Genomic DNA, 12582 nt, shown 5'->3' on the forward strand with positions numbered 1-12582 from the left:
TAAGATGTGTTATAATATGTATAACTCGGATATTGTACCCTTTCGGGACAATATTCGGAAATGTTAAAAATGGAGGTATACACCAATGGCAAATAAGTATTGTTACCTTTTCTCTGAGGGTAATGCCAACATGAGAGAGCTTCTCGGCGGTAAGGGCGCAAACCTGGCTGAGATGACAAACATCGGTCTCCCTGTTCCTCAGGGCTTCACAATCACAACTGAGGCTTGTACTCAGTACTATGAGGACGGCGGAATCTCTGACGAGATCATGGCAGAGATCAACGAGTATATCGTTAAAATGGAAGGAATCACAGGAAAGAAGTTCGGCGATAAGGAGAATCCTCTCCTCGTTTCTGTTCGTTCAGGCGCAAGAGCTTCAATGCCTGGTATGATGGATACAATCCTTAACCTCGGTCTCAACGAGACAGTTGTTAACACAATCGCTGAAAAGTCCAACAATCCAAGATGGGCTTGGGACTGCTACAGAAGATTCATCCAGATGTATTCTGACGTAGTTATGGAAGTTGGTAAGAAGTACTTTGAAGAGCTTATCGACGAAATGAAGGCTAAGAAGGGCGTTACACAGGACGTTGAGCTCAACGCTGACGACCTCAAGGAGCTCGCTGGCCAGTTCAAGGCTGAGTACAAGGCTAAGATCGGCAAGGACTTCCCTGACGATCCTAAGGAGCAGCTCATCGGCGCTATCAAGGCTGTATTCCGTTCATGGGACAACCCAAGAGCTAACGTATACAGAAGAGATAACGATATCCCATTCTCTTGGGGTACTGCTGTAAACGTACAGTCAATGGCATTCGGTAACATGGGCGACGACTGCGGTACAGGTGTTGCGTTCACACGTGATCCTGCTACAGGTGAGAAGAAGCTCATGGGTGAGTTCCTCACAAACGCACAGGGCGAGGACGTTGTTGCAGGCGTTCGTACTCCTATGCCTATCCAGCAGATGGCTGAGACATTCCCTGAGGCTTTCGCTCAGTTCAAGGAAGTTTGCCAGACTCTCGAAAATCACTATCACGATATGCAGGATATGGAGTTCACTGTTGAGAACAAGAAGCTCTATATGCTCCAGACAAGAAACGGTAAGAGAACTGCACAGGCTGCTCTTAAGATCGCTTGCGACCTCGTTGATGAGGGCATGAAGACAGAGCAGGAAGCTGTTGCAATGATCGACCCAAGAAACCTCGATACACTTCTCCACCCACAGTTCGATACAAAGGCTCTCAAGGCTGCTACTCCTATCGGCAAGGGCCTCGGTGCTTCACCAGGAGCTGCTTGCGGTAAAATCGTATTCACAGCTGACGACGCTGTAGAGTGGGCTGCTAAGGGCGAGAAGGTCGTTCTCGTTCGTCTCGAGACTTCTCCTGAAGATATCACAGGTATGAAGGCTGCACAGGGTATCCTCACAGTTCGCGGCGGTATGACATCACACGCTGCTGTTGTTGCTCGTGGTATGGGTGAGTGCTGCGTTTCAGGCTGCGGCGATATCAAGATGGACGAAGCTAACAAGAAGTTCGAGCTCGGCGGCAAGACCTTCAAGGAAGGCGACTATATCTCGATCGACGGTACAACAGGTAACATCTACGACGGCGTTATCGCTACAGTTGACGCTCAGATCGCAGGTGAGTTCGGAAGAATCATGGCTTGGGCTGATAAGTACAGAACTCTCAAGGTTCGTACAAACGCTGATACTCCTGCTGACGCTAAGAAGGCAAGAGAGCTCGGCGCTGAGGGTATCGGTCTCTGCCGTACAGAGCACATGTTCTTCGAGGCAGACAGAATCGCTGCTTTCCGTGAGATGATCTGTGCTGATACAGTTGAGGGCCGTGAGGCTGCCCTCGCTAAGATCGAGCCAATGCAGCAGGCTGACTTTGAGGCTCTTTATGAGGCTCTTGAGGGCTGCCCTGTTACAATCCGTTTCCTCGATCCTCCTCTCCACGAATTCGTTCCTACAGAAGAGGCTGACATCAAGCTTCTCGCTGATTCACAGGGCAAGTCCGTTGAGGATATCAAGAACATCATTGCTTCTCTCCACGAGTTCAACCCAATGATGGGCCACAGAGGATGCCGTCTTGCTGTAACATATCCTGAGATCGCTGCTATGCAGACAAAGGCTGTTATCAAGGCTGCTATCAACGTTAAGAAGAAGCACGCTGACTGGACAGTTAAGCCTGAGATCATGATCCCACTCGTTGGCGATGTTAAGGAGCTCAAGTATGTTAAGAAGGTAGTTGTTGAGACTGCTGACGCTGTTATCAAGGAAGCTGGTTCTAACCTCGAGTACGAAGTTGGTACAATGATCGAGATCCCAAGAGCTGCTCTTACAGCTGACGAGATCGCTAAGAACGCTGACTTCTTCTGCTTCGGTACTAACGACCTTACACAGATGACATACGGCTTCTCACGTGACGACGCTGGCAAGTTCCTCGGCGCTTACTACGACAAGAAGATCTTCGAGAACGATCCTTTCGCTAAGCTCGATCAGGCTGGCGTTGGTAAGCTCATGGAAATGGCTATCAAGCTCGGTAAGCCTGTAAATCCTAAGCTCCACTGCGGTATCTGCGGTGAGCACGGCGGTGATCCTACATCTGTTGAGTTCTGCCACAAGATCGGCCTCGACTATGTATCTTGCTCACCTTTCCGTGTTCCAATTGCTCGTCTCGCTGCTGCTCAGGCTGCAATTGCTGACAAGAAGTAATTAGAGTATATACAGTATACCTTATAGACGTTTTTAACGTTTTGTGTTCATACGGATAAAAGAAGTCCTCACAGTTTCGGCTGTGAGGACTTTTTGCTGTAATAAAGACCGCAGTTATCTGCGATACTAATATCGAAGCTTATGTTAATTATGGGGGAAACCTTTCTGAGGAAAGGTTCCTCTGACGGAGGCGCGCCCCTCTGTCAGAGGGCCCCTTTTTTCAAAAGGGGTTCTCTCAATAATAAGCATAAAACTTCTATATTAGTGTTGCAGTTAATTCTGCGGTCTTAATAATTTCTTTACTCTTAAAACTATGCGCTGCTCCTTTGAAAGCGCAAAAGCAGCGGCAATAAATACCAGTGTTCCTGCGGCTATTTCAAATGGGAAACTAAAAAGTGCGCCCTCGGGTATGATGAATGGCAGAGTTGCTATTGCTCCGCAGGGTGGGAAATATAGCTTTATCCTGCACACGGCGGCGAGTATCACTGCGCATGATACGGCAGCCGATACTGCAAGGGGCAGTTCCAGCTTTTCGGTGAGAACAAAGCGTGAGAGGACTCCGCTGACAGCTGCCAGCATTATGAGCGCAAACACATGAGGCAGGCGTCCCAGCAGCTTGCTTTCGGGCTTTGACATCTCGAAGAAAGCCACGATAAGGGGCGGTGCTATGAAGAATATCTCCTTTGTCAGCAAAGGCAGTATACAGATCATGCTTGCTGCGGCTATCTGCTTTGCGCGGAGCATGAACAGCTGTCTGTCGAGCTTGACGGGGACGTACACGTTTTTCTCGCGCAGTCCTGCTTTTTCGAGTACCAGCTGAGTGATGAGTATCAGCGAGGTCATCACGACTACCGAGCCTATGTAGACGGGAGTTTTTGTTTCCAGCAGCACAGGCAGAACACAGGCTGATATGGCAGGGAGGAACTCCGTTTCCGATACCGTAACGCAAGCGGCTGCGCAAATCATGGCAAGGGGTATCTTTACAACAGCGGGCAGCGGCAGAAACGCCAGTCCTACGCCGATAACTGCGGCTGCGGTCATAGTCGGCAGAAGCCTTAGCCTTGATACGTTCCATGGCTGTTTCGGAGCAGTCAGCGCTCCTATGGCGACAGCCGTTATCTCTGGGAAGATTATCTCTTTATTGTGTAAAAGCTCCGCGGCGGCCACCATACCTGCCGCCAGTATAAGCGACAGTGCCACAGGGAGCGCTTTTCTGAAAGTCTGCAATCAGGTCACCTTTTCTTTTAAAATCACAAATAATAGTATACCACGTTGTTTGGGAAAATGCAACCATGACTTTTGCCGCTGATTGACTTTACAGTTCTTATGTGATATAATCAAATCAAATGAACAAAGGAGCTACAGCAATGGGTTACATTTTAGAACTTCGCAAGACACTCGGCAGCCGACCGATTATCATGGCAGGAGCAGGAGTCATACTTCTCAACGATAAGAACGAGATACTACTCGGCAGACGTACCGACAACGGTTACTGGGACTATCCCGCAGGCTCTATGGAGCTGGGGGAGAGCTTCGAGGAATGTGCCCGCCGAGAAGTTCTTGAGGAAACGGGGCTTGCCTGCGGAAAGCTTGAATTTCTTATGGATATGTCGGGGGAGGACTCCTACTACGAATATCCCAACGGCGACAAGGTATATCTTGCAGGGATACTGTACATTTGCCGCGATTTCACGGGAGAGATGAAGGTACAGGAGGAAGAAGCCTATGAACAGCGGTTTTTCTCCATAGACAAGCTCCCCGAGAACACACCGCCGCTGAAAATAAAGGCGAGGATATTTGAAAAGGTAAGGGAGTGCATAAAATCAAGATAAAGAAGAAAGAATAATGAATAAATAATAAAGAATAATAGTGGTATCGCCTTTCGGCGATATTATTATCAATATGTCCGCAAAGCGGACACCGTAATTCTTATTTTTTATATATTCTCTATTCTTTATTATTTAAAAAGCCGTAAAGAAGCTAAAACTTCTTTACGGCTTTTTTGATTTGATATTACTTCTGATATTTAGCCTTATCCATTTCGCGGATAGCTGCACGGCGTATCTTTCCGCTGCCTACGGTCTTTGGCAGCTCCTCAACGAACTCGACCACTCTCGGGTACTTGTAAGGAGCGGTACGCTTCTTGACGTAATCCTTTATCTCCTTGACCAGTTCTTCCGAGCCTGTCTTATCCTTTGTAAGAACGATAGTAGCCTTTACTACCTGACCTCTTATCTCGTCGGGAACGCCTGTAACTGCACATTCAAGCACATATGGGAGCTCCATGAGAACGCTCTCTATCTCGAATGGTCCGATACGGTAGCCCGAGGACTTGATAACGTCGTCAACACGTCCGACGTACCAGAAATAGCCGTCCTCGTCAACCCATGCAGTATCGCCTGTGTGGTAGTAGCCGTCGCGCCATGTCTCGGCAGTGTTCTCCTCGTCGCCGTAGTAGCACAGTGCAAGTCCGGGAACGCCATAGCCTGTGGTGCTGTCGCCCTTGAGCTTTATGCATATCTCGCCTGTGTCGCCCACTGCGGCAGGAGTGCCGTCGGGGAGAAGCACCTGAACGTCGTACTGGGGATTGGGCTTGCCCATACTGCCGGGCTTAGGCTCCATGCCCACAACGTTTGCGATAGAGAGGGTAGTTTCGGTCTGTCCGAAGCCCTCCATGAGCTTGATACCTGTTGCCTTGTAGAACTGGTGGAACACCTCGGGGTTGAGGGCTTCGCCTGCGATACAAGCGTATTTCAGTGATGAAAGGTCATACTTGGAGAGGTCCTCCTTGATGAAGAAGCGGTACATGGTCGGAGGCGCGCAGAATGAAGTGATATTGTACTTCTTGAACATTGGGAGTATGCTGTCTGCGTGGAAGCGGTCGAAATCGTACACGAATACAGCGGCTTCGCACATCCACTGACCGTAGAGCTTGCCCCAGAGAGCCTTGCCCCAGCCTGTATCGGATATAGTGAAGTGAAGTCCGTTAGGATCGGCGTTCTGCCAGTAACGGGCTGTTACGTAGTGACCGAGGGGGTACTGATAGCTGTGGAGAACGAGCTTAGGATTGCCCGATGTACCCGAGCTGAAGAAGATGAGCATAGGATCGGTTCCGCAGGGAGTCTCGTCAGTACGCTCGAAATGAGTGCTGTATGCAGGGAGCTCAGCATTGAAATCATGCCAGCCCTCGCGCTGACCGTTTACGCTGACCTTTGTCTTTATAGTATTTGTAACTGCACAAGCCTTATCCACCTCGGCAGTGATATCGCCGTCGGCAGAGCAGACGATAGCGGATACGTTTGCGGAATTGAAGCGGTACTCAAAATCGTGCTCCTTGAGCATATTTGAAGCAGGGATAACAAGAGCTCCGATACGGTGGAGAGCCAAGATAGAGAACCAGAACTGGTAGTGGCGCTTGAGTACCAGCATTACGCGGTCGCCCTTTTTGATACCGAGAGACTTGAAGTAATTTGCGGTCTGGCAGGAATACTTCTTGATATCCTTGAATGTGAAGCGGCGCTCGTTCTTGTTGACGTCAACATATATCATAGCTGTCTTGTCGGGACATTTCTCAGCCATTGCGTCAACGATATCGTATGCGAAGTTGAACTTATCCTCATTCTGGAAGTGAACTGCGCTGAGTATGCCCGCCTCATTGGTCTCGCACTGAACGAACTTTTCTGCTACAGGGTGGAGGAGACCTGCCTTGTCAACGTTTGTGAGCTGATGCTCGGCGATGTGCTCCTTGTATTCAGCCATACCTGTTGTGCCGCGGGGAGGCATAACGAATGCGTATATCTCGCAGTCCTCGCCGCCGAGAGCTATCTCGTCATGGGGCATTGAGCTGTCGTAGTAGATACAGTCGCCCTCGTGGAGTATCTCGGTATGCGAGCCGACTGTCATGCGGAGAGTGCCCTTGATAACGATATCCATTTCCTGACCTGCATGGCTTGCCATGTGGAGAGGCTGTGAGAGGGCTTCCTCGGAGTAGGGGATAACAACGTGGAAAGGCTCTACAGTCTTGTTCTTGAACTTGGAAGCAAGGCGGTTGTAGGTAAAGCCCTTTCTGCGGACGATAGGAACTCCCTCGCCCTTTCTTGTAACAGTGTAGCCGCTGAGCTCAGGGCTTGAACCCTCCATGAGGTCTGTTATCTCAACATTGAAGGTATTTGCGCATTTATAGATGAAAGTAAAGCTGAAGTCCTGCTCGCCTGATTCCAGCTTTTTATATTCCTCAACGGAATAATCAGTCTTAGCAGCCATTTCCTCAACGGAAATGCCGAGGTCCTCACGCAGGTGCGAGATACGCTCTGCTACCTCTTTGATCCTTACTTCTGCATTCTGTAATTTCGTCATCTCGTTCATAATAAGCTCTCCTTTAAAAATAATCAATACTGGAAAATGAAACGGGCATTTAGAAATATTCCGATGTAAGTACCGCAAAAACAAAAAACTCGCCTCAAAGAAGTTCTTTGAGACGAGTATCATTAACTGAATACCCGCGGTACCACTCAAATTGTGCCGCTATTGCGTAACACCACTTCAGACTCCAGCAAGTCCTATTCATTAACGCAGAATCACGGAAGCGCTTACTGAGATTTTCAGCACTTCGGCTCAGAAGGGATACACAGCACTGCTTATCACCGACTCGCACCAACCGTCGGCTCTCTGTAGACATTGGCGATACTTTGCTTGTCTTCCTCATAGCTTATGTTTGGATTATATCACACAAAAGAGCATTTGTCAAGGGGTTTTTGAAAAATTGCACTGCAATTTTTCAGTCCTTAGTGCTTAGTGATTAGTTTTTAGAAAATAGTGAGTAGTAAGTAGAAATATCCGTCCCGAATTTACTTGCTGAGAATATGAGCGGGATTCCTAAGGGACGTGTTCCTTAGGCGGAGTCCAGAGGCAGAGCCTCTGGCAGGTTTGGGCAGAGCCCAAGAACCGAAGGCGCCTCGCAAGGGGTGAATCGAAAAACAATCCAGTGAATTGTTTTTCGGGAGGGGACGCCTTGCAAGAGAAGGCGTCCCCTGACAGGCGGATATAAACGGTTGACACAATGGCGTTACTGCGATATAATTGTTTCATAGGAGAATAAAATGAAAACATTATCTACTGAAACAAGGCGTGTGATGACTCCGCTGGGAGCAATGGATTACACCCTTGAACGCAAAAAAGTGAAAAATATAAATCTTCGGGTAAAGCACGACGGCTCGGTGTACGTTTCCGCGTCAAAGCGCGTTCCCGTCCGTGAAATAGAGGCTTTTATCATCAGCAGGAGCGAGCATATCCGCAGAGCGGCTGTGTACTTCGCAGAGCGCGACGTGAAAAAAGCTCCCCCCAGCTATACCGACGGCGAGGAACTCATGTACCTGGGCAGCAAGCTGAAATTATCGCTTATACCCGACAGCCGCGAGTATGCGGAGCTTTGCGGAGAGGAGCTCCAAATCCACATCAGGGACACGGGCAATACTCAGCGCGTAAAGAAGCTTGCGGACGGCTGGTACGACAAGCAGTGCAAAGAGGTATTCTTTGAAATAGTCCTTGAAACACACAAGAAATTTGTGAAATACGGCGTTGCAATGCCCCAGATAAAGATACGCTCCATGACCTCCCGCTGGGGGAGCTGTCACTACACAAGGGGCATGATAACTCTGAACAGGCGGCTCATCGAAGCTCCGCGGCACTGCATAGAGCACGTAGTCACACATGAGTTCTGCCATTTTATACACCCTGACCACTCAAAGGACTTCTACGCCCTGCTGGGAGCGGAGTTTCCCCAATGGCGTTCAGCCAAGGCTGAGCTTGAAAAAACAGTTATACTGTGAGGTGATACCATGTACGAGGGCTTTCTGCCTACTACTAAAAAGGAAATGGACGAGCTGGGAATAGAGCAGTTCGACTACATATATATTACAGGCGACGCATACGTAGACCACCCCAGCTTCGGAGCGGCTATCGTTACCCGTCTTATTGAGAGCATGGGCTTTACGGTAGGTATCATATCACAGCCCGACTGGCACAGCGACAGGGACTTCCGCCGCTTCGGTGCGCCTAAGTATGCCTTTCTTGTGACCGCAGGAAATATCGACTCCATGGTAGCTCATTATACTGCGGCTAAGAGAAAGCGCTCCGACGACGCATACACCGCAGGAGGCGTGGCAGGCAAGCGCCCTGACCGCGCAGTTATAGTCTACTGCCAGAAGCTCCGCGAATACTTCGGGGATATCCCCATAGCTATAGGCGGTCTGGAGGCTTCGCTCCGCCGCTTTGCACATTACGACTACTGGGACGACGCAGTTCGCCCCTCCGTTCTCGTTGACAGCGGCGCCGACCTGCTGATGTACGGCATGGGCGAGCACCAGATACAGGAGATGTGCACCCGTCTTGCGGCAGGTGAACGCATACAGGATATGCACGATATACGCGGCACCTGCTATCTCACAGAGCCCGTGAACACGCCCCTCGGTGCTGCGCAGTGCCCCTCTTTCGAGCAGGTTCGGGACAGCAAGCCCGAGTACGCAAAGGCGGTCAAGATACAGTACGACTGGCAGGACGAGGTCTACGGAAAGACCATAATCCAGCGCCATGGCAAGATGATGCTGGTACAGCTGCCCCCTGCCTACAGCCTTACCACCGAGGAGCTCGACCACATCTACTCACTGCCCTACACAAGGGCGATACACCCCTCATACGAGGCTCTCGGCGGAGTCCCGGGTATCGAGGAGGTGCGCTTTTCTATCACTCATAACCGCGGCTGCTTCGGCTACTGCAATTTCTGCTCTATCGCACTTCATCAGGGCAGACGTATCACCGTCCGCAGTGTGGAGTCGGTGCTTGCCGAGGCTGAGCGCATAACGAAAATGCCTGATTTCAAGGGCTATATACACGACGTAGGCGGTCCTACGGCGGACTTCCGCCGCCCCTCCTGCGACAAGCAGCTCTCAAAGGGACTGTGCATGGGCAAGAAGTGCCTTGCTCCCAAGCCCTGTCCTGCACTGAAGGTAGACCACACGGAGTACCTTGATATGCTGCGGAAGATACGCAAGGTCAAGGGCGTCAAGCGAGTGTTTATCCGCTCGGGCATACGCTACGACTACCTCATCGAGGACAAGGATGACGAGTTCATGAAGGAGCTCATAATGCACCATGTCAGCGGTCAGTTAAAAGTCGCTCCCGAGCACTGTTCCGCGGTAGTCCTCGACAAAATGGGCAAGCCCCACATCGAAGCTTACAAGCGTTTCCAGAAGCGCTTCTACGAGATAACCAAGAGCATGGGCAAGGAACAGTATCTTGTGCCCTACCTCATGTCCTCGCACCCGGGCAGCACCCTCAACGAAGCCATAGACCTTGCCCTCTTCCTGAAAGAGAACAAGATACGTCCCGAGCAGGTGCAGGACTTCTATCCGACGCCCGGAACTATTTCCACGGCGATGTTCTACACGGAGCTGGATCCCTACACAATGGAAAAGGTCTACGTGCCGAAAACTCCCAAGGAAAAGGCTATGCAGCGAGCTCTGCTGCAATACTTCCGCCCACAGAACAAGGAGATAGTCCTTGAAGCTCTCAGAGCCGCAGGACGCCGTGACCTCATCGGTACGTCGCCTAAATGCCTTGTGGCGGACGACAGCCGCGGACAGGGCGGTACTCCCCGAAAAGGCGGTGACAACAAGTCGTGGCAAAATACTTCAAAGACACGGAAAGCTTCGTCAAGGCAGCAGGAGAGAAATACAGGCTCAGCACGCAGCAAAAACAATACCTCCGCGAGCTGGCAGAAAAACGGGAAAAAGAACGGGCAGAACGGAAAAAGAAAGCACTGAACCTGCTATGGCTGCTGATAACGGCGGCAATACTGATATTTCTTGGCTGGCGGTATTTCCGCAAGCCGCCCCACACATTTCCCAATGAGGACAAGCTGGTCATGCATTTCATCGACGTGGGGCAGGGCGACTGCACCTTTATCGCCGCAAACGGCGTGACTATGCTGGTGGACTGCGGCGAAAACGATGTCTCGGAGCGCGTGACCGACTATCTTCGGGAGCTTGGCGTGGGACGGCTCGACTACATCATCGCAACCCACCCGCACTCCGATCATATGGGCGGTATGCATCATATCATCGACGTTTTCGACGTCGGCGAAGTCCTTGTGCCCCATATCCCCGACAAGCAGATACCGACTGCGGTTTTCTATGAGCGCTTTCTGGACAGCTGTGCTGCGAAGAACGTCCCCGTAAAAGAAGCTAAGGTGGGACAAGTCCTTGAAATCGGCAGTGCAAGGGCGGAGATAATAGCTCCCGACGGCGGCTTCTATGAGGACTTGAACAACTACTCCATAGCATTTATGCTCACTCACGGCAGCAACAAATGCCTGTTCACAGGCGACGCTGAGGCTGAGTCCGAAGCGGCTATGATAAGCGGCGGCAGGCTGGATAAGGTCGTGCTCTATAAGGCAGGACACCACGGCAGTTCTCATTCCTCAACAGCGGAGTTTACAGACATTATCCGTCCGCAGACAGCGGTCATTTCCTGCGGAAAGGAAAATCCCTACGGACACCCTGCGGACAGCACCGTGAAAAGGCTTGAAAGATACGCGGATATGGTCTGCCGAACAGACGTAAACGGAACTGTTATTGCGGAATCCAACGGCGCGGATATGAAGATAACCTGCGAAAGGGAGAAAAAATGACCATAATCGACAGATTTGAGGGAAAATACGCAGTCCTTGAAACGGAAAACGGCATGAAGAACGTTCTCCGTGATATGCTCCCCGAAGAAGCCCGTGAGGGGGACGTGGTGGAGCTGAAAAACGGCGCTTATACCATAAATAAAAAAGCGGCGGAGAAACGCCGCAGGGAACTGCGTGAAAAGCTGAAAAAACTACAAAAGGAGAATTGATATGTCCATACGCAGTAAGATATTCAGAAAAATGTGCGAAGAAAGCGACGCAAAGCGCGACGAGGGACTGACAACTCCGCCTGAGATAGAGCGCTTTGACGATATAAAATACGGCTCTGACGAGAACTGGCAGGTGCTGGACGTGTACCGTCCCAAGGCTCTCAGCGGAAAAATCTCCGTTATCGTCAGCTTTCACGGAGGCGGCTGGGTATACGGCGATAAAAAGGTCTACCAGTTTTACTGCATGGAGCTTGCAAAGCACGGCTTTGCAGTGGTGAACTATTCCTACAGGCTTGCTCCCGAACACCGCTTTCCTGCGCCCTTTGAGGACACCAACATGGTCTTTGAATGGGTGATGAAGAATGCCGGGCAGTACGGCTTTGACCTTGATAACCTCTTTGCTGTGGGAGACTCCGCAGGAGCAATGGGTATCGCCCTTTATGCCTGCATTTGCGCAGATAAGGAGTACGCAAAGATGTACAGCTTTACCGTTCCCGAGGGCTTGAAGTTCAGGGGACTGGCTCTCAACTGCGGTATCTATCAGACCAAGGACGCAGGTATCATCAAGTCCATGAAGGACTTCCTTGAGAAGAAGGACTATCCTGCTATCCTTGATAAGTTCAGCGTTGTTGACCTTGTGAACAAGGATTTTCCGCCCTGTTATATCATGACCTCCAACGAGGACTTCCTCCGCGAGGAGCCAAAGGCGCTCATGGAGAGCCTTGACAGGGTAGGCGTGAAGTACAGGTACAAGCTCTACGGCGACGAGGAACATCCTCTGGGACACGTTTTCCACTGCGATGTGAAGTCCGAGCTTGCTGCGCAGGCAAATGACGACGAGTGCAATTTCTTCAAGGAATTGATGTGAGTTTGTAGGGGCGGATATTATCCGCCCGTCTGGGTACATGATATTTATTCGGGCGGCGTAAAGACGCCCCCTGCAATTGCGTATCAGGCATAAAAAAGAAGCCGAT

General features: G+C 50.6%; 9 protein-coding genes and 1 other annotated feature. Of the genes, 7 read left to right on the forward strand and 2 right to left on the reverse strand.

The window, feature by feature from the left end:
- The first annotated feature begins 85 nt into the window (after window positions 1-85).
- Window positions 86-2713 carry a pyruvate, phosphate dikinase gene (gene ppdK / locus BT105_RS09100; protein ID WP_072300421.1) on the forward strand — a complete coding sequence of 876 codons (2628 nt, stop codon included), beginning with the start codon at window positions 86-88 and terminating at the stop codon, window positions 2711-2713.
- Between the two features lie 273 nt (window positions 2714-2986).
- Here the strand turns inward: ppdK and BT105_RS09105 are convergent, their stop codons facing one another.
- Window positions 2987-3940, reverse strand: coding sequence for a hypothetical protein (locus tag BT105_RS09105; RefSeq protein ID WP_072300422.1), 954 nt, complete (start codon window positions 3938-3940; stop codon window positions 2987-2989).
- 140 nt (window positions 3941-4080) lie between these two features.
- Between BT105_RS09105 and BT105_RS09110 the strand changes: the two genes are divergently transcribed.
- Window positions 4081-4545, forward strand: coding sequence for an NUDIX hydrolase (locus BT105_RS09110; RefSeq protein WP_072300423.1), 465 nt, complete (start codon window positions 4081-4083; stop codon window positions 4543-4545).
- A 181-nt stretch (window positions 4546-4726) separates the two neighbouring features.
- Here the strand turns inward: BT105_RS09110 and BT105_RS09115 are convergent, their stop codons facing one another.
- A complete protein-coding gene (locus BT105_RS09115) occupies window positions 4727-7069 on the reverse strand; it encodes an AMP-binding protein (protein WP_143186567.1) in 2343 nt (780 codons plus the stop codon).
- A 114-nt stretch (window positions 7070-7183) separates the two neighbouring features.
- Window positions 7184-7427, reverse strand: a binding site (T-box leader).
- A 385-nt stretch (window positions 7428-7812) separates the two neighbouring features.
- On the opposite strand from BT105_RS09115, the gene BT105_RS09120 reads away from it, so the two are divergent.
- The 5 genes from BT105_RS09120 (at window position 7813) to BT105_RS09140 (ending at window position 12476) form a co-directional block, all read left to right on the forward strand.
- Entirely contained in the window at window positions 7813-8541 is a 729-nt protein-coding gene (locus BT105_RS09120) for a M48 family metallopeptidase (protein WP_072300425.1), read from the forward strand.
- Between the two features lie 9 nt (window positions 8542-8550).
- Window positions 8551-10533, forward strand: a complete 1983-nt coding sequence (locus BT105_RS09125) for a YgiQ family radical SAM protein (RefSeq protein ID WP_072300426.1) — start codon at window positions 8551-8553, stop codon at window positions 10531-10533.
- Window positions 10534-10634: 101 nt separating this feature from the next.
- Window positions 10635-11399, forward strand: a complete 765-nt coding sequence (locus tag BT105_RS15290) for a ComEC/Rec2 family competence protein (protein ID WP_072300427.1) — start codon at window positions 10635-10637, stop codon at window positions 11397-11399.
- On the forward strand, window positions 11396-11608 hold the full coding sequence (locus BT105_RS09135) for a DUF3006 domain-containing protein (RefSeq protein WP_072300428.1): 213 nt from the start codon (window positions 11396-11398) through the stop codon (window positions 11606-11608). Before BT105_RS15290 ends, BT105_RS09135 begins: the two co-directional genes overlap by 4 nt.
- A 1-nt stretch (window position 11609) precedes the next feature.
- A complete protein-coding gene (locus BT105_RS09140) occupies window positions 11610-12476 on the forward strand; it encodes an alpha/beta hydrolase (protein ID WP_081367848.1) in 867 nt (288 codons plus the stop codon).
- Window positions 12477-12582 lie beyond the last annotated feature (106 nt).

The sequence above is a fragment of the Ruminococcus flavefaciens genome (genome assembly GCF_900119075.1).
Taxonomy (GTDB): Bacteria; Bacillota; Clostridia; order Oscillospirales; family Ruminococcaceae; genus Ruminococcus; species Ruminococcus flavefaciens_Q.

Coding starts and splice junctions, on each gene's coding strand:
- BT105_RS09140 (WP_081367848.1), top strand. CDS start 11,610: ATGTCCATACGCAGTAAGATATTCAGAAAAATGTGCGAAGAAAGCGAC.
- ppdK (WP_072300421.1), top strand. CDS start 86: ATGGCAAATAAGTATTGTTACCTTTTCTCTGAGGGTAATGCCAACATG.
- BT105_RS15290 (WP_072300427.1), top strand. CDS start 10,635: ATGCATTTCATCGACGTGGGGCAGGGCGACTGCACCTTTATCGCCGCA.
- BT105_RS09110 (WP_072300423.1), top strand. CDS start 4,081: ATGGGTTACATTTTAGAACTTCGCAAGACACTCGGCAGCCGACCGATT.
- BT105_RS09125 (WP_072300426.1), top strand. CDS start 8,551: ATGTACGAGGGCTTTCTGCCTACTACTAAAAAGGAAATGGACGAGCTG.
- BT105_RS09115 (WP_143186567.1), bottom strand. CDS start 7,069: ATGACGAAATTACAGAATGCAGAAGTAAGGATCAAAGAGGTAGCAGAG.
- BT105_RS09135 (WP_072300428.1), top strand. CDS start 11,396: ATGACCATAATCGACAGATTTGAGGGAAAATACGCAGTCCTTGAAACG.
- BT105_RS09120 (WP_072300425.1), top strand. CDS start 7,813: ATGAAAACATTATCTACTGAAACAAGGCGTGTGATGACTCCGCTGGGA.